Source organism: Micromonospora auratinigra (assembly GCF_900089595.1).
GTDB lineage: Bacteria > Actinomycetota > Actinomycetes > Mycobacteriales > Micromonosporaceae > Micromonospora > Micromonospora auratinigra.
Map to the genome: position 1 here is coordinate 3543707 of NZ_LT594323.1, position 23570 is coordinate 3567276.

At 73.6% G+C, this 23570-nt stretch carries 23 protein-coding genes; 11 read left to right on the plus strand and 12 right to left on the minus strand.

Annotated elements, in window-relative coordinates; translation table 11 throughout:
- Positions 1 to 35 precede the first annotated feature (35 nt).
- The 5 genes from GA0070611_RS15630 to ppdK all read right to left on the minus strand — a co-directional run bounded on the left by GA0070611_RS15630 (position 36) and on the right by ppdK (position 7120).
- Positions 36 to 1667, minus strand: coding sequence for a BCCT family transporter (locus GA0070611_RS15630; RefSeq protein ID WP_091664786.1), 1632 nt, complete (start codon positions 1665 to 1667; stop codon positions 36 to 38).
- A gap of 58 nt (positions 1668 to 1725) precedes the next feature.
- Positions 1726 to 2562, minus strand: coding sequence for a siderophore-interacting protein (locus tag GA0070611_RS15635; RefSeq protein WP_091664788.1), 837 nt, complete (start codon positions 2560 to 2562; stop codon positions 1726 to 1728).
- Between the two features lie 57 nt (positions 2563 to 2619).
- Entirely contained in the window at positions 2620 to 3858 is a 1239-nt protein-coding gene (locus GA0070611_RS15640; RefSeq protein WP_091664791.1) for a deoxyguanosinetriphosphate triphosphohydrolase, read from the minus strand.
- A 43-nt stretch (positions 3859 to 3901) separates the two neighbouring features.
- Positions 3902 to 4255: a VOC family protein gene (locus GA0070611_RS15645; protein WP_091664793.1), complete on the minus strand. Its 354-nt coding sequence runs from the start codon at positions 4253 to 4255 to the stop codon at positions 3902 to 3904.
- Positions 4256 to 4384: 129 nt separating this feature from the next.
- Complete coding sequence (ppdK, locus tag GA0070611_RS15650; RefSeq protein ID WP_091664794.1) at positions 4385 to 7120, minus strand: pyruvate, phosphate dikinase; 2736 nt, start codon at positions 7118 to 7120, stop codon at positions 4385 to 4387.
- Between the two features lie 311 nt (positions 7121 to 7431).
- Between ppdK and GA0070611_RS15655 the strand changes: the two genes are divergently transcribed.
- Together GA0070611_RS15655 and GA0070611_RS15660 are read left to right on the plus strand one after the other, a co-directional pair.
- Positions 7432 to 9264 carry a family 20 glycosylhydrolase gene (locus tag GA0070611_RS15655; protein WP_197675716.1) on the plus strand — a complete coding sequence of 611 codons (1833 nt, stop codon included), beginning with the start codon at positions 7432 to 7434 and terminating at the stop codon, positions 9262 to 9264.
- A 587-nt stretch (positions 9265 to 9851) separates the two neighbouring features.
- Entirely contained in the window at positions 9852 to 10502 is a 651-nt protein-coding gene (locus tag GA0070611_RS15660; RefSeq protein ID WP_091664798.1) for a C39 family peptidase, read from the plus strand.
- A gap of 60 nt (positions 10503 to 10562) precedes the next feature.
- On the opposite strand, the gene dusB is transcribed toward GA0070611_RS15660, so the two are convergent.
- Together dusB and GA0070611_RS15670 are read right to left on the minus strand one after the other, a co-directional pair.
- Positions 10563 to 11735 carry a tRNA dihydrouridine synthase DusB gene (gene dusB / locus GA0070611_RS15665; RefSeq protein ID WP_091664800.1) on the minus strand — a complete coding sequence of 391 codons (1173 nt, stop codon included), beginning with the start codon at positions 11733 to 11735 and terminating at the stop codon, positions 10563 to 10565.
- 26 nt (positions 11736 to 11761) lie between these two features.
- A complete protein-coding gene (locus tag GA0070611_RS15670; protein ID WP_091664803.1) occupies positions 11762 to 12841 on the minus strand; it encodes an alcohol dehydrogenase catalytic domain-containing protein in 1080 nt (359 codons plus the stop codon).
- A 126-nt stretch (positions 12842 to 12967) separates the two neighbouring features.
- Here GA0070611_RS15670 and GA0070611_RS15675 point away from each other — a divergent pair, with 126 nt between their 5' ends.
- On the plus strand, positions 12968 to 13744 hold the full coding sequence (locus GA0070611_RS15675) for a helix-turn-helix transcriptional regulator (RefSeq protein ID WP_091664806.1): 777 nt from the start codon (positions 12968 to 12970) through the stop codon (positions 13742 to 13744).
- Positions 13745 to 13791: 47 nt separating this feature from the next.
- Here GA0070611_RS15675 and GA0070611_RS15680 read toward each other — a convergent pair whose 3' ends face one another.
- The 3 genes from GA0070611_RS15680 to GA0070611_RS15690 all read right to left on the minus strand — a co-directional run bounded on the left by GA0070611_RS15680 (position 13792) and on the right by GA0070611_RS15690 (position 16275).
- Complete coding sequence (locus GA0070611_RS15680) at positions 13792 to 15171, minus strand: glycine--tRNA ligase (protein WP_091664809.1); 1380 nt, start codon at positions 15169 to 15171, stop codon at positions 13792 to 13794.
- 113 nt (positions 15172 to 15284) lie between these two features.
- Positions 15285 to 15758 (minus strand): Rv0361 family membrane protein, encoded by a 474-nt coding sequence (locus tag GA0070611_RS15685; protein ID WP_091672984.1) that lies wholly within the window; start codon positions 15756 to 15758, stop codon positions 15285 to 15287.
- 175 nt (positions 15759 to 15933) lie between these two features.
- Positions 15934 to 16275, minus strand: coding sequence for an antibiotic biosynthesis monooxygenase family protein (locus GA0070611_RS15690; RefSeq protein WP_091664811.1), 342 nt, complete (start codon positions 16273 to 16275; stop codon positions 15934 to 15936).
- 27 nt (positions 16276 to 16302) lie between these two features.
- Between GA0070611_RS15690 and GA0070611_RS15695 the strand changes: the two genes are divergently transcribed.
- The 8 genes from GA0070611_RS15695 (at position 16303) to GA0070611_RS31325 (ending at position 20784) form a co-directional block, all read left to right on the plus strand.
- Positions 16303 to 16560 (plus strand): DUF6703 family protein, encoded by a 258-nt coding sequence (locus tag GA0070611_RS15695; protein ID WP_091664813.1) that lies wholly within the window; start codon positions 16303 to 16305, stop codon positions 16558 to 16560.
- A gap of 73 nt (positions 16561 to 16633) precedes the next feature.
- Entirely contained in the window at positions 16634 to 17563 is a 930-nt protein-coding gene (locus GA0070611_RS15700; RefSeq protein ID WP_091664815.1) for a metal ABC transporter substrate-binding protein, read from the plus strand.
- Entirely contained in the window at positions 17560 to 18324 is a 765-nt protein-coding gene (locus tag GA0070611_RS15705) for a metal ABC transporter ATP-binding protein (RefSeq protein ID WP_091664818.1), read from the plus strand. Before GA0070611_RS15700 ends, GA0070611_RS15705 begins: the two co-directional genes overlap by 4 nt.
- Positions 18324 to 19208, plus strand: a complete 885-nt coding sequence (locus GA0070611_RS15710; protein ID WP_091664820.1) for a metal ABC transporter permease — start codon at positions 18324 to 18326, stop codon at positions 19206 to 19208. The genes GA0070611_RS15705 and GA0070611_RS15710 overlap by 1 nt, the downstream gene beginning before the upstream one ends.
- A 44-nt stretch (positions 19209 to 19252) precedes the next feature.
- Positions 19253 to 19555: an ArsR/SmtB family transcription factor gene (locus GA0070611_RS15715; RefSeq protein WP_091664822.1), complete on the plus strand. Its 303-nt coding sequence runs from the start codon at positions 19253 to 19255 to the stop codon at positions 19553 to 19555.
- A complete protein-coding gene (locus GA0070611_RS15720; protein ID WP_091664824.1) occupies positions 19552 to 19944 on the plus strand; it encodes a Fur family transcriptional regulator in 393 nt (130 codons plus the stop codon). The genes GA0070611_RS15715 and GA0070611_RS15720 overlap by 4 nt, the downstream gene beginning before the upstream one ends.
- 54 nt (positions 19945 to 19998) lie before the next feature.
- A complete protein-coding gene (locus GA0070611_RS15725; protein ID WP_091664827.1) occupies positions 19999 to 20604 on the plus strand; it encodes a hypothetical protein in 606 nt (201 codons plus the stop codon).
- Between the two features lie 9 nt (positions 20605 to 20613).
- The gene (locus GA0070611_RS31325; protein WP_167604434.1) at positions 20614 to 20784 is read left to right on the plus strand and encodes a hypothetical protein; all 171 of its coding nucleotides are present in this window, start codon (positions 20614 to 20616) and stop codon (positions 20782 to 20784) included.
- Between the two features lie 42 nt (positions 20785 to 20826).
- Here the strand turns inward: GA0070611_RS31325 and GA0070611_RS15730 are convergent, their stop codons facing one another.
- Together GA0070611_RS15730 and GA0070611_RS15735 are read right to left on the minus strand one after the other, a co-directional pair.
- Positions 20827 to 22866 carry an acyl-CoA dehydrogenase family protein gene (locus GA0070611_RS15730; protein WP_407940374.1) on the minus strand — a complete coding sequence of 680 codons (2040 nt, stop codon included), beginning with the start codon at positions 22864 to 22866 and terminating at the stop codon, positions 20827 to 20829.
- A 122-nt stretch (positions 22867 to 22988) separates the two neighbouring features.
- Entirely contained in the window at positions 22989 to 23492 is a 504-nt protein-coding gene (locus tag GA0070611_RS15735; protein ID WP_091664839.1) for a DUF6328 family protein, read from the minus strand.
- Positions 23493 to 23570: the final 78 nt, after the last annotated feature.

Genomic DNA, 23570 nt, shown 5'->3' on the forward strand with positions numbered 1-23570 from the left:
GAGGTACACCCGCTGCCGGTCGGGAGCGCGACAGGTCAGCGACCGGAGCGGTGGAACCAGCGGGTCACCGGCGGCGGGTCCTCCTCCTCGTACGACCGGGCGGCCCGTACCGCGGCGGCCAGGCCGGAGCGGCGCAGCCGGGCCGCCGGGTGCACCGCCGGATCGGCCGACATCTCCCGGAACAGGGCCACCGCCAGCCCGAGCATGACCACCACGAAGGGCAGCGCCACCAGGATGGTGGCCTGCTGCAACGCGGCGAGACCACCGGCCAGCAGGAGCGCCGCCGCCACCGCCCCGATGAGTACGCCCCAGAGCACCACCACGCCCCGGTGCGGGCGCAGCGCGCCCCGGGAACTCAGCGAGCCGAGCACCAGCGCGGCCGAGTCGGCGCCGGTGACGAAGAAGAGCGCCACCAGCACCGCCGCCAGCACCGTGGTGACCGTGGCCAGCGGCAGCGCGTGCAGCAGGCCGAAGAGGGCGTTCTCCGCGCTCGCCCCGACGTCGGCCACCAGGTCACGGGTGCCGCTGCGCTGCACCCGCAGCGCGGTGCCGCCCATGATGGCGAACCAGACGACGCTGGCCCCGCTGGGCACCAGCAGCACCCCGGTGACGAACTCGCGGACCGTCCGGCCCCGGGAGATCCGGGCGATGAAGATGCCGACGAACGGGGCCCAGGAGATCCACCACGCCCAGTAGAAGATGGTCCACGTCCCGAGCCAGGCCGGGTCGGTGAACGCCCCGGTCCGGGTCGACATGGTGACCAGGTGGCTGAGATAGTCGCCGACCGACGCCGGCAGCACCTCCAGCGTGTAGATCGTCGGGCCGGCCACGAAGACGAAGACCATCAGCCCGACGGCCAGCACCACGTTGCTGGTCGACAGCCACTTGATCCCCTTGTGCAGCCCGGTGAACGCGGAGACCACGAAGGCGGCGGTGAGCGCGGCGATCACCACCAGCTCGATCCCGGTGCTGTCCGGCACGGCGGTGGCGGAGGCCAGCCCGGCCGACACCTGGAGCGCGCCGAGACCCAGGCTGGTCGCCGAGCCGAACACGGTGGCGAAGACCGCGAGCAGGTCGATCGCCTGCCCCAGCGGCCCGTACGCGCGGGCACCCAGCAGCGGTACGAACGCCGCCGAGATCCGGTTGCCGCGCCCCTTGCGGAACGTCGAGTACGCCAGGGCGAGGGCGGCGATCGCGTAGATGCCCCACGGGTGCAGGGTCCAGTGGAACAGGGTGTACTGCATCGCCACCGCCGCCGACCGGGCGCTCTGCGGCGGCACGCCCGCGGCCGGCGGCGGCGACGCGTAGTGCTGGATCGGCTCGGCGACCGCGTAGAAGACCAGGCCGATGCCCATGCCGGTGCTGAACATCATGGACACCCAGGCCAGCGTGCTGAACTCCGGCTGGTCGTCGTCCGCGCCGAGGCGGATCCGGCCGAACCGGGACGCCGCGAAGACCACCGAGAGCACCAGGAAGGCGTCCGCGGCGACCACGAAGAACCAGCCGAACGTGTCGATCACCCAGGCCAGCCCGGCCTTGCCGAAGCCGGCCAACGAACCGCCCGCGAGGACCCCCCAGAGCACCACCGCCAGCACGCCGGCCACACCCAACCCGAGCACCACCCGGTCGGTACGCACCGCGCCCGCCTCCGGCTCCTGTTCCGCCATGGCCCCATCCTCGGCGGGCGGACGGGCTCCGCGCGGCGGAACCGGACAGGACCCCGCGTCAGGCGGGCAGGGCCGCCGACTCCTCGGCCTCGACCTGCGCGTTCCAGTCCCGCTTGGTGGAGCGCCAGCCCTCGTCGTCCAGGCCGCGCCGCCAGTAGCCGGAGATGGAGAGCGCGGCGGCCGGCACACCCCGGTCGACCCGCAGCAGCCGGCGCAGCTCCCGGACCGAGCCGGCCTCGCCGTGCACGAAGGCGTGCACCCGCCCGGGCGGGAAGTCCAGTGCCCGGACCGCCGCGACCAGCGCCTCGCCCACCGGGCGGCCGGCGCGGTGCAGCCAGCGCAGCTCGACCGCGCCCGGGCTGGCCAGCGGCAGCTCGTCGGCCGGGCCGTCGACCTCGACGAAGGCGACCGCCCGCGCGCCGGACGGCAGCCGCTCCAGCGCGGCGGCGATCGCCGGCAGGGCGCTCTCGTCGCCGGCCAGCAGGTGCCAGTCGGCGGTCGGGTCGGGCGCGTACGCCCCGCCGGGGCCGGTGAAGAGCACCCGGTCGCCGGGGCGCAGCCGGGCCGCCCAGGGCCCGGCCAGCCCCTCGTCGCCGTGGTGCACCACGTCGATGGTCAGCTCACCGGCGGCCGCGTCCCAGGCGCGCACCGTGTACGCGCGCAGCCGGGGCCACTGCGCGGCGGGGAACTCCCGCTTGATGGTGGCGAGGTCGGTCGGGTGCGGGTAGGTCACCCCGTCGGGCGGGAAGACGAGCTTCACGTAGTGGTCGGTGTACGCGCCCACCGGCAGGCCGGCCAACTCCTCGCCGCCCAGCACGAGGCGGATCAGGTGCGGGGTGGGCCGCCCGGTGCGTACGACCGTGGCGGCGGTGACCTTCTTCGGGCGCTCCGTCATGCCAGTTAGGCTAGCCTAAGTCGCCGCCGGGCCCCAGCGCGCGGTCCCGGCGGCCGGTCAGCCCGGCCGGACCAGCCGGGTGTGCCAGGCCAGGGCGGCCGGGTCGGTCAGCGAGGCGACCTGGTCGATCACCACCCGCAGCCGGGCCGGGTCGTCCGGGGCGTCCCGCCAGAGCGGGGCGAAGACCGGGTCCAGGGCGTCGGGCGCCCGGTCGAGCAGCGCGGCGACCAGCTCGGCCAGGATCTCCTGCTGCCGGGCGTACCGGGGACCGGCGCCCGGGCGGCGCATCACGTAGCGCAGCGCGATGCCCTTGAGCAGCGCGCACTCCGCCCCGATCCGGCGCGGCACCACCAGGTCGGCGGCGTACCGGCGGTGCGGGCCGGGGCCGTGCCGCTCCTGGGTGGCGGCCACCACGCCGGCGACGAACCGGCCGGTGAGCACGCTGGTGGTGGCCTTCAGCGCGGCGAGGGACCGGTGGCTGCCGTCGTACGCGGCGAGCGGGGCGAGCGCCGGGTCGGCCAGCACCTCGTCCAGCACGCCGCCCAGGTCCTCCGGGGCCTCCCCCGAGTACGCGGCCGCCACGTCGGCGCAGAGCGCCCGCCGTTCCGCCTCGTCGGCCAGCAGCGGGCGCAGGCTGACGTACCCGCCGTGGATGCCGTCCTCGACGTCGTGCACCGAGTACGCGACGTCGTCCGCCCAGTCCATCACCTGGGCCTCCAGGCAGCGCCGCTCCCCCGCCGGGCTGCCGGCGCGCAGCCAGTCGAAGACCGGCCGGTCGTCGGCGTACACGCCGTACTTGCGCCGGCCGGGACGGCGCGGCCACGGGTACTTGCTGACCGCGTCGAGCGCGGCCCGGGTCAGGTTGAGCCCGGCGGACCCGCCGTCCGGGGCGTACACCTTGGCCTCCAGCCGGGTGAGCACCCGCAGCGTCTGCGCGTTGCCCTCGAAGCCGCCGCAGCTCTCGGCGAGCACGTCCAGCGCGTCCTCGCCGTTGTGCCCGAACGGCGGGTGCCCCAGGTCGTGGGCGAGCCCGGCGGTGTCCACCACGTCCGGGTCGCAGCCCAGCCGGGCGCCCATCTCGCGGGCGATCTGCGCGACCTCCAGCGAGTGGGTCAGCCGGGTACGCAGGAAGTCGTCGGTGCCGGCGGTGTGCACCTGCGTCTTCGCGGCGAGCCGGCGGAACGCCGCCGAGTGCAGCACCCGGGCCCGGTCCCGCTCGTACGGCGAGCGACCGTACCCGGTGTCCTTGGCCGCCTCGGCGACGAAGCGGGCCGCGTCGTCGGCCCCCGACTGCACGCTCAACCGCGCCGGCGGGAAGACGCCTGCTCGGCGGATCGGCTCACGCCGCACGCTCGCGGAGTACGCAGAACTCGTTGCCCTCCGGGTCGGCGAGGACGGTCCACGCCACCTCGCCCTGGCCGATGTCGACGTGCCGGGCCCCCATGTCGACCAGGCGTTCCACCTCGGCTTCGCGGTCGGCCGGACGCAGGTCGATGTGCAGCCGGTTCTTGCCCTCCGTGGGCGCGGCCACCGGGACGAAGACGATGCCGGGCAGCGTGTCGGGCGTGCGGCGGATCTCCACCTCGTCCGGCTTGTCGCTGATCACCTGGTAGCCGAGCGCCTCGGCCCACCAGTGGGCCAGCCGCGACGGATCCCGGGCGTCGACGGTCAGGTTCTCCCAGACGCTGGTCATGCGGCCACCTTTCCTGGTCGACAGGTACGCGGGCGAGCCCAGGTTACGCCGGGCCGCCCGGATCGGCGCGCCGGGAACACGGCACGGGGCCGCCGGCGGGTGCGCCGGCGACCCCGTGGGTGTCGCGGATCAGCGGGAGTCGGAGCCGCTGGTGGTGATCGCCGCGCGACCCGCCTCCAGCCGGGCCACCGGCACCCGGAACGGCGAGCAGGAGACGTAGTCCAGGCCCACCTCGTGGAAGAAGTGCACCGAGTCGGGGTCGCCGCCGTGCTCACCGCAGACGCCGAGCTTCAGCCCGGGCCGGGCCGCCCGGCCCTCCTCGGCGGCGATCCGGACCAGCCGGCCGACGCCGTCCCGGTCGATCGACTCGAACGGCGAGATGCCGAAGATGCCCAGTTCCAGGTAGCGCCAGAAGAACGCGCCCTCGACGTCGTCGCGGGAGAAACCCCAGCCCATCTGGGTCAGGTCGTTGGTGCCGAAGGAGAAGAACTGGGCGGCCTCGGCGATCTGCCCGGCGGTCAGCGCGGCCCGGGGCACCTCGATCATGGTGCCGATCAGCACCTCGACGCCGCTGTCCCCGACCACCTCGGCGATGATCTTCTCGGCCTCGGTGCGTACCGTCTCCAGCTCCTGCACCGCGCCGACCAGCGGGACCATGATCTCCGGGCAGGCGGCCCCGCCGGCCCGGACGACCGCGACGGCGGCCTCGGCGATCGCGCGGACCTGCATGGCGAACAGGCCCGGGATGACCAGGCCGAGCCGGACGCCGCGCAGGCCCAGCATCGGGTTCTCCTCGTGCATCCGCCGTACGGCGGAGAGCAGCGCCTCCTCCTTGGCCACGTCCTCGCCGCGCTCCTGGGCGACCGCCACGTTGACCGCGAGCTGCTCCAGCGGAGGCAGGAACTCGTGCAGCGGCGGGTCGATCAGCCGGACGGTGACCGGCAGCCCGTCCATCTCCCGGAAGATCTCGACGAAGTCCTCGCGCTGCAACGGCAGCAGCGCCGCGAGGGCGTCCTCCCGCTCGCGGTCGGTGGACGCCAGGATCAGCCGCTCGACCAGCTCGCGCCGGTCGCCGAGGAACATGTGCTCGGTGCGGCACAGGCCGATGCCCTCGGCGCCGAACCGGCGCGCCCGCGCCGCGTCCGCCCCGGTGTCGGCGTTCGTGCGGACCCGCAGCCGCCGCGCGGTGTCGGCGTGCGTCATGATCCGGTGTACGGCCCGGACCAGCGCGTCGTCGGTGCGCTCCGGGTGCAGCTCGCCCTCGAAGTACTGCACCACCTCGGACGGCATGACCGGCACCTCGCCGAGGTAGACCTTGCCGGTGGTGCCGTCGATGGAGACGACGTCGCCCTCGTTGACCACCCGGTCGCCGACGGTGAACTTCTTCGCCGGGACGTTCACCTCCAGCTCGTCGGCGCCGGAGACGCAGGTCTTGCCCATGCCCCGGGCCACCACGGCGGCGTGGCTGGTCTTGCCGCCGCGCGAGGTGAGGATGCCCTGGGCGGCGATCATGCCGTTCAGGTCGTCGGGGTTGGTCTCCCGGCGGACCAGGATCACCGACTCGCCCTCGGCGGCCAGCTCGACGGCCCGGGCGGAGGTGAAGACCACCTTGCCGGAGGCGGCGCCGGGCGAGGCGCCGATGCCCTTGGCGACCGGCTGGAACTCGTGGTCGAGCTGGAAGCGCGGGAACATCAGCTGGGCGAGCTGCGCGCCGTTGACCCGGTGCAACGCCTCGTCCAGGTCGATCAGGCCCTCGTCGACGAGCTGCCCGGCGATCACGAAGGCGGCCGCCGCGGTGCGCTTGCCGACCCGGGTCTGGAGCATCCAGAGCTTGCCGCGCTCGATGGTGAACTCGATGTCGCAGAGGTCCTTGTAGTGCTCCTCCAGCCGCGCCATGTAGCCGAGCAACTCGTCGTACGACTTCTTGTCGAGCTGCTCCAGCTCCTGCAACGGCACGGTGTTGCGGATGCCGGCCACCACGTCCTCGCCCTGGGCGTTGGCCAGGTAGTCGCCGTAGATGCCCTGCGCGCCGCTGCCCGGGTCCCGGGTGAAGGCCACCCCGGTGCCGGAGTCGGAGCCGAGGTTGCCGAAGACCATGGCGACCACGTTGACCGCGGTGCCCAGGTCGGCCGGGATCCGCTCCTGCCGGCGGTAGACCACCGCGCGTTCGGCGTTCCACGACTCGAAGACGGCCCGGATGGCCAGGTCGAGCTGCTCGCGCGGCTCCTGCGGGAACTCCCGCCCGGTGTGCTTGGCGAAGATCTGCTTGTACGCGTCGACCAGCCCGCGCAGGTCGTCGGCGTCCAGGTCGAGGTCGTTGTGGGTGCCCTTGGCGCGCTTGGCCTCGTCGAGCGCGTGCTCGAACTCCTCGCCCGGCACCTCGCAGACGGTCTTGCCGAACATCTGGATCAGCCGGCGGTACGAGTCCCAGGCGAATCTGTCTGCGCCGCCGGAGGCGGCCGAGTCAGCCCTGTCGCCCGCCTGTCGTGCGAGTCCTTCGACGCTGCGGTCGTTGAGGCCGACGTTGAGGACGGTCTCCATCATGCCGGGCATGGAGAACTTGGCGCCGGAGCGGACGGAGACCAGCAGCGGGTCGCCGGGGTCGCCCAGCTTGCGGCCCATCTCCCGCTCCAGGGCGTCCAGGTGGGCCGCGATCTGGTCGGCCAGGCCGTCCGGCTCGTGGCCGGTCGTCAGGTACGCCTTGCAGGCCTCGGTGGTGATGGTGAAGCCGGGTGGGACCGGGAGACCGAGATTGGTCATCTCGGCCAGGTTGGCCCCCTTGCCACCGAGCAGGTCCTTGAGATCCTTGTTGCCCTCGGCGAAGTCGTAGACGTACTTGTGCTCGACCGTTCCTTGCGCTGCCACCAGAGCCTCCCACGCGCGCCATTGACACTTAACGAAGGTTCAGTTCGGACATACCCCGGGAGCGACCACCGGTAATCCCGGCACGTCAGCGATCGGTGGGCGAAGGTTAAGCGAACTTCGCAGGGGCTGGGACCGTTCGGTGACAATCGGCACAACCGTCCCCACTATCCGCGTCCGTACCGGTTTTCGGGAGCGCTTCCACGCGCACGATCACGCAATTCCGATTCCCCTCGTACTGTTGACGGCACTGGTTTCGCTGAACCTGACCTTTGCCATATCCCACGCGAATACACCCCCCGGAGCAGCCGCCCGTGTCGACCATCCCCGCCGCCCCGTCCGCGACCGGTCCCGAGCCGCACGACCCGCCCGGTCTCCCCGCCCACCGGCCGGCCGCCACCGAGCTGGCCCGGCTCGCCACCCGGCAGGCCGACGACCTGCTCACCCCGCCGGCCCCGGTCCGGCTGGGCGACGTGGTGCCCGCCCCCGAGCAGGTCACCCCCGACCCCACGGCCGACTTCCTGCTGCCCGCGGACGCGGCGCTGCGGGTGAGCCCCGCCGGCCGTGACGTCGCCGAGCAACTCGCCGGCTGGCTGCGCCCGGCCACCGGCTACCCCCTGCCGGTCACCGACACGGCGGAGGGCCCCGACGGACTATTGGCGCTGACCCTGTCCAGCGCGTCCGCCCCCGCCGCGACGTCCGCCCCCGGCCCGGTGTCTGCCACCGGCGCGACGAGGGCCACCGGCACGGCGTCCGCCCCCGGAGCGGCCGTCGATCCCGGCGCGGCCTCCGGTGGCGCGGCGGCCGGCGGTGGCGCGGGGCGGCCCGGCGGCGAGGACCTCGGCGACGAGGGCTACCGGCTCGACGTGACCGGCGACGGCGTGCGGATCGTCGCGGCCACCCCGGCCGGACTGTTCCATGGCGCGCAGACACTGCGACAGCTGTTCCCGCCGGCCATCGAGAGCGCCGCCCCGGTCGCCGAGCGCTGGGCACTGCCCGGCGGCACCGTCCTCGACCGGCCGCGCTTCCCGTACCGGGGGGCGATGCTCGACGTGGCCCGGCACTTCTTTTCCGTCGAGGACGTGCTGCGGGTGGTCGACCATCTGGCCCGTTACAAGCTCAACCACCTGCACCTGCACCTCACCGACGACCAGGGCTGGCGGATCGCCGTCGACGCCTGGCCCCGGCTCGCCGAGGTGGGCGGGGCGACCGAGGTCGGCGGCGGCCCGGGCGGGTGGTACACGAAGGCCGACTACGCCCGGATCGTCGACCACGCCGCCCGCCGGCACGTCACCGTGGTGCCCGAGATCGACCTGCCCGGACACACCAACGCGGCCCTGGTCGCGTACCCCGAGCTGGCGCCGGGCAAGGTCGCGCCGCCGCCCTACACCGGCACCGAGGTCGGCTTCAGCTACGTCGACCCCACCGACGAGCGGACGTACGACTTCGTCGCCGACGTGATCGGCGAGGTGGCCGCGCTGACCCCCGGTCCCTGGCTGCACCTCGGCGGTGACGAGGCGTTCAAGGTCAAGGGCGCGACCTACACCGGTTTCGTGGAGCGGGCGCAGCGCATCGTCGCCGCGACCGGGAAGACCGTGGTCGGCTGGCACCAGCTCGCCCCGGCCGGCCACCTCGACGGGCGGGTGCTCCAGTGGTGGGGCACCAACGGCGACGACCCCGAGACCGCCGAGGCGGTACGCCGGGGCGCCCGCGTCATCCTCTCCCCCGGCAACCGCGCCTACCTGGACATGAAGTACGCCCCGGACACCCCGATCGGACACGACTGGGCCGGCCTGATCGACGTGCGCCGGGCGTACGACTGGGATCCCGGTACGCACCTGACCGACGTACCGGCCGACGCCGTGCTGGGCGTGGAGGCGCCGCTCTGGACGGAGTCGGTCACCACGGCCGACGAGGTGGAGTTCATGCTCTTCCCCCGCCTGCCCGCCCTCGCCGAACTGGGCTGGTCACCCCGCTCGACGCACGACTGGGACGCGTTCCGCGTCCGGTTGGCCGGCCACGGCCCGCGCTGGACCACCGCCGGCATCACCTTCCACCCCTCCCCCGACGTCCCCTGGCCCACTGTCCCCACCGCGCTCACCGTGCCCACCCCGCGCTCCGCCACCATCCCCGCCGACACCCCCTAACCCCGGCCGGCGGACGCCCGTCGGTGGAACACCATGCACCTGTCCGGGGCCGGGACACGTACATGGCGTTCCACTCACCACGAAAGTCCGTCGCGGCGATGTGTAGCCGAGCGTCACGTCGATGACGGCCGCGCCGGGATGGGCGAGATGTCCCCTCCGCCAGCGGGACGGATGGGGTGGATGTCCGGTTCGGGCGGGTGGCGCGGCGGGCGGGGCGTCGGGGCGTGGGCGGGGCCACTCACCAGGCGGAATCATGACCGGGGCGGGGTCGTTGAACATGGCAGACCGCGCGGTACCCCGAGCCTTCCGGGCCGGGTGAGGCCCCGGTCGGAATGACCGGCCACCCGCCGTCGTTACACCCCCGGAACCCCGAGGACCAGGCCACCGGCCGGCACCCCCGGGACCGCACCACCCCCACCCGGCGAGCGCAGAGGGAATGACTCCCCGCCGCCGGTCGTTACACCCCCGGGCCGCCTGAGCAGGTCACCTGAGTGATCGCCGGGCCCACCCAGACTTCCCCCCTTCCGCGGCACCACCGCACCCCCCTGTCGCGGGTGCCGCGCAACCCCCGGACGAAAGGCTTCATCATGGCTACCACGCTGCTGCGCAAGACCGTCCTGACCGCTGCCGGCTTCGCCGCCACCGCCGGTGGAATCGCCGGCCCGGCCATCGCCGCGCACGCCGCCCCCGCCGAGAAGACCACGCAGGTCAGCACCGACCGCAAGGGCCACGGCGAGCGCGAGCTGAAGGTCGACTACGAGGCCCAGCCGAACTTCTACTACTGCGGCCCCGCCGCCACCCGCAACGCCCTGTCCGTGCTCGGCAAGAACATCGACGTCGACGCCATGGCCAAGGAAATGGGCACCACCGAGAACGGCACCAACAGCATCAACGACATCACCCCCGTCCTCAACAAGGAAACCGGCAAGCACTACCGCTCCGTCGAGATCAAGGACAGCAAGGCCGACGACAAGCAGACCGAGCGCCTGCGCACCGACATCGTCCGCACCATCGACGACGGCCGCGCCGTAGTCGCCAACATCGCCGGCACCACCACCGACACCGACGGCACCACCCACAGCTTCGAGGGCGGCCACTACATCAGCGTCGTCGGCTACCAGGACAACGGCCACACCGTCACCATCGCCGACTCCGCCAACCCCGACACCGCCTCCTACCGCATCACCGTCGACAACCTCGCCGACTGGATCGCCACCCGCGGCTACTCCGCCTCCTGACGATCCCGCGAGACAGCGAAAGGGCCCGACCCCTGACGGGGTCGGGCCCTTTCGGCGTACTCAGCCGCCGGAGTCGTCCAGCTCGGCACCGTCGGGCACCGTGTCGTCGTCCCGGCTGGCCAGCCAGCCGTCGGGCAGGAAGACCTTGCCCGGGGAGTTGGTCCGCCCGCGCGGCTGGCCCAGGTTCTCGACCGGGAACGGCACGGTCGGGTCGAGCTTGCCGAGCAGGTCGTCGAGCTGCGCCAGGCTGTCGATCATCGCCAGGGAACGGCGCAGCTCGCTGCCGATCGGGAAGCCCTTGAGGTACCAGGCGACGTGCTTGCGGAAGTCGGTGCAGCCGTCCCGCTCGCCCCGGGCCGGGTTGCGGGCGCCGGCGACGAACTGGTCGACCAGCAGCTCCGCGTGCCGGCGCATGGTCACCGCCACCTCGCCGAGGGTGGGCAGCCGCCGCTCGGGGCGGCCGTTGAAGGCGGCCTCCAGGTCGGCGAAGAGCCACGGCCGGCCCAGGCAGCCGCGCCCGATCACCACGCCGTCGACGCCGGTGTGCGCGACCATCCGCAGCGCGTCGTCGGCCTCCCAGATGTCGCCGTTACCCAGCACCGGCACGTCGAGCGCCTGCTTGAGGGTGCCGATGGCGTCCCAGTCGGCGGTGCCCGAGTAACGCTGGGCGGCCGTACGCCCGTGCAGGGCGACCGCCGCGACCCCGGCCTCCTGCGCGGCCAGCCCGGCCTCGACGTACGTCAGGTGGTCGTCGTCGATGCCCTTGCGCATCTTGACGGTGACCGGCACCCCGGCGGGTGCGGCGGCGGCCACCGCGGCCTTGACCAGGCGGGCGAAGAGCCGGCGCCGCCACGGCAGGGCCGACCCGCCGCCGCGCCGGGTGACCTTGGGGACCGGGCAGCCGAAGTTCAGGTCGATGTGGTCGGCGAGGTCCCGCTCGACCACGATCCGCACGGCGGCGGCGGTGATCTCCGGGTCGGTGCCGTAGAGCTGGAGGCTGCGCGGCTGCTCCTCGGCCCCGAACGCGATCATCCGCAGCGTCTTCGGGTTCCGCTCGACCAGCGCCCGGGTGGTGATCATCTCGCAGACGTAGATGCCGCCGCCCTGCTCCCGGCAGAGCCGGCGGAAGCCGACGTTGGTGATCCCGGCCATCGGCGCGAGCACCACCGGCGGCCAGACCTGGTGCGGGCCGAGGGTGAGCGGGCGCAGGGCGGGCAGGGTCGGAACGGTCACCGGACAAGTGTACGGAGGGTGCCGGCTCACGGTCGGACGACGGTGAGCCGGAACCGGCCCCCGGCCTGCGCGGCGTGCGCCACCGCCCGGTTCACCGCGTCCAGCCCGAACTCGGTCACCTCGAAGCCGGCCAGGTCGAGCAGGCCGGCGCGGACCAGGTTGATCAGGCTGGCATTCGCCTCCGGCGGGTACATCCACCGCCCCCGCACGGTGACGCTGTTGCGCATCAGCCACGGGTACGGCAGCGCCAGGTCGTCGCCGCCGAGCATGCCCACCCCACCCATCAGGACGACCCGACCGTGCTCACGGACCGTCATGGCGGCCGCCCGGACGGCGGAGACCGGGGCCGCCGGGGGCAACAGGTCGAGCACCAGGTCGACCGGCCCGGGCGCCGCCTCGACCAACTGCCGCCGGTCGACGTCCTCGTCGCCGGAGAGCCGCACGGTACGCACCCGGGCCCCGAACCGGTCGCGCAGCTCCGCCAGCATCCGCTCGTCCCGGCCGGGGGCGACGACGCAGCGTGCCCCCATGGCGAGCGCGACCGCCACGCCGGCGCTGCCGAAGGTGCCGGTGGCCCCGCTCACCAGGACCGTCTCCCCGGGGCGCAGGTCGGCGGCGAGGAGGCCCCCGTAGGGCACCAGGCAGATCCGCAGCGCACACCATCGGCCCGCCTCGGCGTCCTCGATCGGGCCCAGCGGGTGCACGTTCTCGGTGGGCGCCAGGACCTGCTCGGCGAAGGAGCCGTGGCCGACGTGGCGCTGCAACCGGAGCCCGCCCTCGCCCCGGCCGCTGAGCCCCTGAAGGGTGATGTCCGGGGTGAGGCCACCGTCGCGGGAGCGTACGGTCGGGTCGACGGAGACCCAGTCGCCCACCCGGAGCCGGGTAGCGTCGGGGCCGACGGCGCGGACCCGGCCGACCGCGCCGGCGCCCGGCACCACCGGCAGGGTGAGGGCGTACCCGCGCTCGCCGCTGAGGACCTCGGCGGTGTACGGCAGCACACCGGCCGCCACGACGTCGACGACGACCTCGCCCGTGCCGAGCACGGGGTCGGGCAACTGCTGGACGGTCAGGGGTGTGCCGAACTCGGTGAGTACCGCGGCGCGCATGATCGGATCGACTCCTGTCGGGCCGGTGGACGTGACCCGCCCATCGTGTGCCGGCGGGGCGGGCCGGATTCAGGACCGGAGCTGTCCTGGGACCGGCGGGTACCACCCGGGAGCGAGGAGGAGAGCATGGTGGAGCGGCCGCGCAGCGGGTTGGGCGAGTTCCTGCGGTCCCGCCGTGCCCGGCTGAGCCCGGCGGCGGTCGGGCTGCCCGACCGGGGCCGACGCCGCACCCCCGGCCTGCGCCGGGAGGAGGTCGCCGAGCTGGCCGGCATCGGCATCGACTGGTACGTGCGGTTGGAGCAGGGCCGGGACGTCAGCCCGTCGGACGCCACCGTCGAGGCGCTGGCCGACGCGCTCCGGCTCGACCCGGCGGAACACGCGCACCTGCGGGCGCTGGCCGGTCAGCGGGAGCGACCCCCGTCCGCCCCGGAGACCGTGCCCGACGGCGTCCGGCGGCTGCTGGACAGCCTGGCCCAGCCCGCGTACGTCACCGGTCGGAGGTGGGACCTGCTGGCCTGGAACGCCGCGGCGGCCGACCTCTTCCCCGGCCTGGTCGGGCTGTCCCCGGCGGACCGGAACAGCCTGGTCTACCTCTTCCTGACGGCGGACGCCCGGCGGCTCTTCGGCACCGGCTGGGCCGACGACGCCCGGCGGCTGCTGGCGAAGTTCCGGGTGGCGCACGACCTGCACCCGGGCGATCCCGGGTTCGCCGAGCTCACCAGCCGGCTGCGGGCGGCCAGCCCGGAGTTCGCCGGGTGGTGGGACCGGCACGACATCGACCAGGGGGGCGGCGGCCGCAAGACGCTGCACCACCCGCGGCGGGGCACCCGGGAGTACGCGTACACGACCTTGCACCCCACCGAGGCGCCCGGACTGAAGCTGGCCGTCTACACCCCGGCCTGAACGCGACGAGGGCCCGACCGGGTGTGGTCAGGCCCTCGGCGGGGTGCTCAGCAGCCGGGCAGGCGCTCGATCAGGTAGCGCTCCACCTGGTCCAGGGAGATCCGCTCCTGGGCCATGGTGTCCCGGTTCCGCACGGTGACCGCGTTGTCGTCGAGGGTGTCGAAGTCGACGGTGACGCAGAACGGCGTGCCGATCTCGTCCTGCCGGCGGTAGCGGCGGCCGATGGCCTGCGAGTCGTCGAACTCGACCACCCAGCGCTTGCGCAGGTCGGCGGCGAGCTGCTTGGCCTTCGGCGAGAGCGCCTCGTTGCGGGACAGCGGCAGCACCGCCACCTTGACCGGGGCCAGCCGCGGGTCGAAGCGCATCACCGTGCGCTTGTCGACGCCGCCCTTGGTGTTGGGCGCCTCGTCCTCGTCGTACGCCTCCAGCAGGAAGGCGAGCACCGCGCGGGTCAGGCCGGCGGCCGGCTCGATCACGTACGGCATCCAGCGCTCGCCCTTGCCCTGGTCGAAGTACGACAGGTCGACGCCGGAGTGCTTGCTGTGCGTCGACAGGTCGAAGTCGGTACGGTTGGCGATGCCCTCCAGCTCGGCGAAGTCGGTGCCGCCGAACTGGAACTTGTACTCGATGTCGACGGTGCGCTTCGAGTAGTGCGAGAGCTTCTCCTTGGGGTGCTCGTAGAAGCGCAGGTTCCCCTCGGTCAGGCCCAGGTCGACGTACCAGTTCCAGCGCTCCTGGAGCCAGTACTCGTGCCACTTCTCGTCGGTGCCCGGCTCGACGAAGAACTCCATCTCCATCTGCTCGAACTCGCGGGTCCGGAAGATGAAGTTGCCCGGGGTGATCTCGTTGCGGAACGACTTACCGGTCTGCGCGATGCCGAACGGCGGCTTCTTGCGGGCGACCGTCTCCACGTTCTTGTAGTTGACGAAGATGCCCTGCGCGGTCTCCGGGCGCAGGTAGTGCATGCCCTCGTCGCTCTCCACCGGGCCCAGGTAGGTCTTCATCAGGCCGTTGAACATCTTCGGCTCGGTGAAGGTGCCCTTGTTGCCGCAGTTGGGGCAGTTCAGCTCGGTCAGCGAGGTCAGCGGCTTGCCGTGCTTGGCCTCGTACGCCTCTTCCAGATGGTCGGCCCGGAACCGCTTGTGGCACGACTGGCACTCGGTCAGCGGGTCGACGAACTCGGCGATGTGGCCGCTGGCCTCCCAGACCTTACGGGCCAGGATCACCGCGGAGTCCAGGCCCACGACGTCGTCGCGCTGCTGGACCATGGTCTTCCACCACTGCCGGCGGACGTTCTCCTTGAGCTCGACGCCGAGCGGACCGTAGTCCCAGGCCGACCGGGTGCCCCCGTAGATCTCGCTGGAGGGGAAGACGAAGCCTCGGCGCTTGGCGAGGCTGACGACGGCGTCGATACGGTCGGCTGGCATGTTTCCTCCTACGCCGGCTGGCGGTCGGCGGGGGCAGTGTGGATGGAACCGGACGGTTCGGGACAACGGTACGACCACCGGCGGCCCGAGCCCAGCAGAATACCGGGGCCGGGTCAGCTCACCCCGCAGACCTCCATGCCGCCCGTCTGCTGGTCGGGCGCGAGGGTGACGGTCTGCCCCTCCCGCTTGCCGCCGGCCAGGGTGACGTCCACCGGCACGGTCAGCGACCGGGTGTCGACCTGGCCGACCCGGTAGCCGCTGATCTGGGGCTCGGTGGCCACCCGCTGCTCGAACTCCCGGCGGGACTCGCGGCGGCGGGCGTCGTCGCAGAGCTGGTCGTACGCCTTGGACCAGTCCTTGGCGACCAGGGCCTGGTAGTAGTCGTCGGTGACGGCCCGCCCCTGCTCCTCGACGGCCTGCACGTTGCTCACGGCCAGCCCGACGACGGCCGCGCCACCCCCGCCGCAGCAGAGCAGCACGGCGAGCGCCCCGACGCCGAGACCGAGCCAGAGCCGGGCGTTGCGCCCCTCGGTCGGCGGGGCGGCGAACGGCGGGGCGACGCCGGGCCCGGCGGGCGGCGTGGGCACGCCGGACGCGGGGGGCGGGCCCGGCACGCCGGCGGGCGGCACCTCAGGCGCACCCGGGCCGCCGGACGGGGCGGAGGGCGGGCCGGGTACCGCCGGGTCGCCGGACGGCACGGATGACGGGGGTGGGACGGCCGGGCCGGGAGCGGTCATACGGCAGAGCGTAGTGCGCCGCGCCTCAGCGGTAAGGACCTGCGGCCCGATCACTGGCGACGACGACGATCTCGCCCTGTGGCGCGGCACTGGCGAGCGTCTCGTACGCGGACGGCTCGTCGAGCGACTGGGCCAGCAGCGGCACGGCGGTGACCTTGACGTCGAAGCCGCCGAGCGCCCGCCGGTACGCCCCGACCGACTCCCACTCGGTGAGCAGGCACCAGTGGCCCGGGTCGTCGAGCGCCCGGATCAGCTCGCCGCGCAGGTAGCCGGGGCGGGCGGCGAGCGCGGCCAGCGCGGCGTGCGCCCGTTCGGTGAATTCCGCCGCCACGTCGGCGTCGACCACGAACCGGTTGGTGACCAGCACCCGGATCCTCCTCGTAGAGTCTGTGGGATGCAGCGTACGCAGAGTCCCCTGCTGGCCCGGCTGGCCCGGCTCAACCCGACCACGGTGTTCCTGGCCACGTTGGTCCTGGTCCTGGTGGCGCTCTTCGCGCCCGGCCCGGCCGGCGGCGCGGTGCTGCTGCTGTTGGCGGTGGGGCTGGTGTGGTTGATGGCGCTCACCTGGCCGGTCCAGCGGCCCGCCAGCCGGGTGCTGCGCCTGGTGATGCTCACCCTGTTGATCACGGTGGCGCTGGCCAAGCTGCTCTGAGCGCCCCGCGCGGCGCTGACATGCAAGCATGCGTTTTTGACAATCAATTTCGTTGTCGCGGACAGTTGACCTCATGACCGTCCGCCGTGCCCTCGCCGCCACCGCCGCCCTGCTCACCCTGGGCGGCGTCGCGGCCTGCTCCGGCGGCGACGGGAGCGGGAGCGACCCGGGCCGGGTCGACGTGGTCGCCGCCTTCTACCCGCTCCAGTTCCTCGCCGAGCGGATCGGCGGAGACGCCGTCACCGTCACCAACCTGGTCAAGCCCGGTGCCGAGCCGCACGACCTGGAGCTGCACCCGCGCCAGGTCGGGCAGGTCGCCGACGCGGAGCTGATCGTCTACCTCGGCGGCTTCCAGCCGGCGGTGGACGAGGCCGTCGCGCAGAACGGCAACGACCGGGCCTTCGACGTGGCCGGCGTGCAGCCGCTGCGGGACGCCACCGAGGGCGGGCACGAACACGAGGGCGAGGCCGGGCACGAGGCGGAGCACGGCGGCAAGGACCCGCACCTCTGGCTCGACCCGACCCGGCTGGCCACCGTCGGCGACCGGCTCGCCGAGCGGCTCGGCCGGGTCGACCCGGACCGGGCCGCCGACTTCGCCGCCCGGGCGAAGGCGCTGCACACGGAGCTGGACGGGCTCGACGCCGAGTACACCCGCGGCCTGGCGACCTGCCAGCGCCGGGAGATCGTCACCAGCCACACCGCCTTCGGCTACCTGACCGCCCGCTACCGACTCGAACAGGTCGGCATCACCGGGCTGAGCCCGGAGGGTGAACCCTCCCCGCAGCGCCTCGCCGAGGTGGCGCGGGAGGCCCGGGAGCACGCCGCCGGCACGATCTTCTTCGAGACGCTGGTCAGCCCGAAGGTGGCCGAGACCGTGGCCCGCGAGGTCGGGGCGCGCACCGCCGTGCTCGACCCGCTCGAGGGCCGCCCGGCCGACGGGGACTACCTGTCGGCGATGCGTACCAACCTCCAGACCCTGCGGACCGCCTTGGACTGCTCATGACCGACTCCGTGATCCAGGTCGCGCACGCCGCCGTCGGCTACGACGCCCGGCCGGTGCTGCGCGACGTCTCGCTGACCGTGACCGCCGGTGAGGTGGTCGCCGTGCTCGGGGCCAACGGCTCCGGCAAGTCCACCCTGATCCGGGCCGTGCTCGGCCTCGTCCCGCTGGGCGCCGGGTCGGTCACCCTCTTCGGCACCCCGCAGCGCCGCTTCCGGCAGTGGCACCGCATCGGGTACGTCCCGCAGCGCCTCGGTGCCGGCAGCGGCGTACCGGCCACCGTGGGCGAGGTGGTGGCGTCCGGGCGGCTGGCCCGGCGGGGCGTGCTCCGCCCGGCGGGGCGGGCCGACCGGGAGGCGGTCGACGCCGCGCTGCGCGCCGTCGGGCTGGCCGACCGGGCCGCCGACCCGGTGGCCACCCTCTCCGGCGGCCAGCAGCAGCGCACCCTGATCGCCCGGGCCCTGGCCGGCCGGCCGGAGCTGCTGGTGCTGGACGAGCCGACCGCCGGGGTCGACGCGGCCAGCCAGGAGGCGTTCGCCGGGGCGCTGCGCGGCTTCGTCGCCGAGGGCGGCACGGTGCTGCTGGTCGCCCACGAGCTGGGCCCGCTGCGCCCGCTGATCAGCCGCGCGATCGTCGTCCACCACGGCGGCATCGCCCACGACGGGGCGGTGCCGGAGCCGGCCGGCCACCACGCCGACCCCGACCACGAGCACGTGCACCCGCACTGCGACGAGGAGCCCGCCGGGCTCTGGAGGAGCATCTGATGGACCTCTTCCAGTACGACTTCATGCTGCGCGCCCTGGTCGGCGCGCTGGTCATCGGGCTGGCCGCCCCGGCGCTCGGCATCTACCTGGTGCAGCGGCGGCTGGCGTTGATCGGCGACGGGATCGGGCACGTGGCGCTCACCGGCGTCGGCGCCGGGCTGCTGCTCAACCGCTCCCCGGTGCTGGTGGCGGTGCTCGCCGCCACGCTGGGCGCGATCGTGATCGAACTGGTCCGCGCGCGCGGGCGCACCTCGGGCGACCTGGCCCTGGCGCTGCTCTTCTACGGCGGGATCGCCGGCGGCGTGATGCTGGTCGGCCTCTCCGACGCCAGCAGCGCCTCGCTCAACTCGTACCTCTTCGGGTCGCTGACCACCACGTCGGCGGCCGACCTGACCACCATCCTGGTGCTCGGCGTGGCCATCCTGGTCAGCATGCTGGTGCTGCGCCCGGCGCTCTTCGCGGTCTGCCACGACGAGGAGTACGCGCGGGTCTCCGGCCTGCCGGTGCGGGCGCTGAACCTGCTGCTCGCGGTGACCACCGCGGTCACCGTGACGATCGCCATGCGGGCCGTCGGGGTGCTGCTGATCAGCGCGCTGATGGTGGTGCCGGTGGCGACCGCGCAGCAGGTGACCCGGGGCTTCCGGAGCACCATGGCGGCGGCGATGGCACTCGGGCTCTTCGCCGCGGGCGCGGGCGTGGTCGTGGCGGCCACCGCCGACACCGCGCCGGGCGCCTCGGTGGTGCTGCTGGCGATCGCCTCGTTCCTGGTGGTCGCGCTGGCCACCGCCGGGTGGCGGGCGCTGCGCCGGCGGTCCCGCCCGGCCAACGGTCCCGCCGTCGAGCCGGTGGTCGAGCCGCCGGAGCACGAGGTCGCGTTCCGGTGAGCCACCCCGGGCCGGGCGCAGTCGGCATTGGTTACCGTTACGGGGTGACCGCCACCAACGGGTACGACGCCTTCGAAGGCGCCGGAGATCTGCTGCGCGCGCTGTCGGCGCCGATCCGGCTGGCGATCGTCAGCGAGCTGGGCGCCGGTGAGCGGTGCGTGCACGAACTGGTGGAGAAGCTCGGCGCCCCGCAGCCGCTGGTCTCGCAGCACCTGCGGGTGCTGCGCGGCGCGGGCGTGGTCCGTGGCTCCCGGCGCGGCCGGGAGATCGCGTACGCGCTGGTGGACGAGCACGTCGCGCACATCGTGGCGGACGCGGTCAGCCACGCCGGGGAGGGGCCCGCATGAGCGAGCAGGTGCTTCGCAACACCCGCCAGCGCAGCGCGGTCGGTGCACTGCTGGCCGAGGTCGAGGGTTTCCACAGCGCGCAGGACCTGCACGCGATGCTGCGCCAGCGCGGCGAACGGGTCGGCCTCACCACCGTCTACCGCACGTTGCAGGGGCTCGCCGACGCCGGCGAGATCGACGTGATGCGCCCGCCGGGCGGCGAGCACCTCTACCGGCGGTGCAGCGAGGGGCACCACCACCACCTGGTCTGCCGCGTCTGCGGCCGGACCGTCGAGGTGGCCGGGCCGGCGGTGGAGAGCTGGGCCGAGCGGGTCGCCGCCGAGCACGGGTACGCCGAGGTGAGCCACACCCTGGAGATCTTCGGCACCTGCCCGACCTGCGCCGGCTGAGGCCGGGCCGTTCCCGGCGTGCCGGGGCGGGCGGGGCGTGGCACGCTGTCCGGCGTGAAGATCTACGCTGATCGTTTCCCGACCGCGCTCCGCCAGCTCCTCACCGATCTGCTCGTGGTCGCCTGGGTGTACGCGTCGATCCGCTTCGCGCTCTGGCTGCACGACCTGGTCGAGAAGCTCGCCGTACCGGGGCAGAAGCTGGAGGGGGCCGGCGGTGGCCTCGCCGACAACCTGGCCGAGGCCGGCGGCAAGGTGGGCCGGGTGCCGCTGGTCGGCGACGAGCTGACCACCCCGTTCAAGCGGGCCGCCGAGGCCGCCCGCTCGGTCGCCGAGGCGGGCCGCGACCAGCAGGAGCTGGTCGGCCAGCTGGCCCTGGCGCTGAGCCTCGCGGTGCTGGTGTTCCCGCTCGGCCTGGTGCTCTTCGGCTGGCTGCCGCTGCGGGTGCGCTGGATGCGCCGGGCCGGCTCGGCGAAGGCGCTGGCGACCGCGCCGGCCGGCCGGGACCTGCTGGCGCTGCGCGCGCTCGCCGGGCAGCCGCTGGGCAAGCTGGCCCGGATCGCGCCCGACGTGGCCGAGGCGTGGCGGCGCGGCGACGAACGGACCGTGAACGAACTCGCCGCGCTGGAGCTGCGCGGACTGGGGCTGAAGCCCGGCCGATAGGGTGTGCCGGTGCTGTACTTCCTGATCGCCGTCGCCGTGCTGCTGCTGGTGTACGCGGGTGTCCTGGTGAGCTTCGTCCGTAAGGGGCGCCGGATCCCGCCGGCCGCGTACCTGGTGCTGGCCGGCCTGAACGGCCTGATCCTGGCCGCCGTGATCGCCTGGGCGGTCGCCCGCGGCTGACCCGGTGCCGGGCCCCCGCCGGCGTGGCGGGGGCCCGACCGGTCACTGCGCGGGCGGGATGCGGCGACGGACGTCCTCGGCGGTGGACGGGCCGGGCTGCCAGCGGGCCACCAACGGCTGGTCGGCCGGCGGGGTCAGCACCCCCTCCTCCAGGGCGGCGTACCGGCCGGCGAGGATCCGCTTCGCGGCGGCCACGTCGACGGAGTCGGTGTTGGACCAGAGCCCGGTGAACAGCTCGTCGATCCGCAGCCGGGCCTGCCGGCAGAACAGGTCGGCCAGCTCGACGTTCTCCGGGTGGGTGTCCCGCTCGGCGGTGGCCCGGACGCAGACCGCGGACATCGCGAACAGTTCCGCGCCGATGTCCACCACCCGGCCGAGGAACGCCTGCTTGCGCTCCATCTTCCCCTGCCAGCGCGACATCGCGTAGAAGGTGGACCGGGCCAGCTTGCGGGAGGTCTGCTCCACGTGCCGCAGGTGCCCGGCGAGCGGGCCGAACCCGTGGAACGACCCCGGCGCCTGGCCCTTGCCGACGGCGAGGGTGGGCAGCCACCGGGCGTAGAAGGCGCCGGCCCGGGCCCCGGCCTTCGCCTTGCGGCCCAGCCCGGCGTCCGGGTCGATGATGTCGCCGGCCACCGACAGGTGCGCGTCGACCGCCTCCCGGGCGATCAGCAGGTGCATGATCTCGGTGGAGCCCTCGAAGATCCGGTTGATCCGCAGGTCACGCAGGATCTGCTCGGCGGCGACCGGCCGCTCGCCCCGGGCGGCCAGCGACTCGGCCGTCTCGTAGCCCCGGCCGCCCCGGATCTGGATCATCTCGTCGGCGATCTTCCAGGCCATCTCGCTGGCGTAGAGCTTCACCAGGGCGGCCTCGATACGGATGTCGTTGCGGTCGTCGTCGGCCAGCAGGCAGCAGAGGTCGAGCATGCTCTCCATGCCGTACGTGGTGGCGGCGATGAAGGCCAACTTCTTGGCGACCGCCTCGTGCTCGCCGACCGGCCGGCCCCACTGGACCCGGTCGGCGGCCCACTCGCGGGCCACGTTGAGCGACCACTTGCCCGCCCCGACGCACATCGCCGGCAGCGAGAGCCGCCCGGTGTTCAACGTGGTCAGCGCGATCTTCAACCCCTTGCCCTCGCCACCGATGACGTTCTCCTTCGGCACGAAGACGTCGTGGAAGCGGGTGAGGCTGTTCTCCAGGCCGCGCAGGCCGACGAAGGCGTTGCGGCGCTCGACGGTGATCCCCTCGCTGTCGCCCTCGACCACGAAGGCGGTGATCCCGCCGCGTCGCCCCTCGGCGGCCGGCACCCGGGCCATCACCACCAGCAGGGTGGCGACCGTGCCGTTGGTGGCCCAGAGCTTCACCCCGTTGAGCCGGTAGCCGGTGCCGTCGGAGGTGGGCTCGGCGGTGGTGGCGAGCCGGGCCGGGTCGGAGCCGACGTCCGGCTCGGTGAGCAGGAACGCGGAGACCTCGCCGCCGGCCAGCCGGGGCAGGAAACGCTGCTTCTGCTCGGGGGTGCCGAACATCTTCAGCGGCTGCGGCACGCCGATCGACTGGTGCGCGGAGAGCAGCGCGCCGATCGCCGGGTTCACCGAGCCGGCGAGCATCAGCGCCCGGCAGTAGTGCAGGTTGCTCAGCCCGAGCCCGCCGTACTTGCGGTCGATCTTCATGCCGAACGCGCCGAGCCGGGCCAGCCCGTGGAACACCTCGTCCGGAATGCGGGCGTCCCGCTCGATCGCCGCGCCGTCCACTTCGCTGCTCAGATACTCGCGGAAGGTGCCGAGGAACTCCTCGGCACGGGCCACGTGATCCGGGTCGGCGCGTGGCCAGGGGTCGATCAGGTCGAGCCGGAACCGGCCGAGGAAGAGTTCCTTGCCGAAACTGGGCCGGTCCCAGGCCGCCTCGCGGGCCGCCTCGGCGACCTGGCGGGCCTCCTTCTCGGAGACCTGGCCGGCCTCGGCGGGCAGCGGCCCCGCCCCGTCCGAGCCGGCGGCCGACGGGCCGGAGTCGTCCTTCGGGGCCACCCGGCCGGTGGGGCCGCCGGCGCTCGCGGGGTCGGGTCGGCTGTTCTGTGTCGTGGTCACGGCTGCCTCCTGGGGACCTCGGTCCGGCTGCGTCGACGCGCTCGACGAAAACGACGCTACCCCCGGGTGTTACCCAGGGGTAGCGTCGCGCGCACGTCCGATTTGGCGCAGACCGTCGCCGCTCAGTCGCCGTTCAGCACCTGCGGGTCGTCATCGTCGTCGTCGATGTCGTCCTCGCCCCAGTTGCGCCGGGCGAATGGCAGGAACGCCCAGAAGGTGAGGAACCACAGCGCGGTGGCCCCACTGAGGATCAGCGCGACCTCCCGGTTCAGCACGAAGTCGGTGACCAGCAGCACCGCGCTGACCATCGAGATCAGCATGAAGGCCAGGCCGCCGGTGGCCATCCGGTGGGCGAAGCGGACCAGCTCCGGCTTTCGGCCCTGGCGGAACAGCGCCCGGTGGAAGGCGACCGGCGAGATGATCATCGCGGCCGACGCGGCGGCGGCGAGCAACGCGACGATGTAGACGTCCTTCTGGAACCCGCTGGTGCGGCCGAAACCGTTGCTGAACGGCAGGGTGAGCAGGAAGGCGAAGAGGATCTGCACGCCGGTCTGCGCGACTCGCAGTTCCTGGAGCAGGTCGGCGAAGTTGCGCTGCCAGCGCTGCTTCTCGGATTCCTTCGACACGCACTACCTCCGGGGGAAGACGGTACTGCCGGCGGAGAGAACTCCGTCGGCAGCAACGCCAGTGCCCGGTACGTCGGT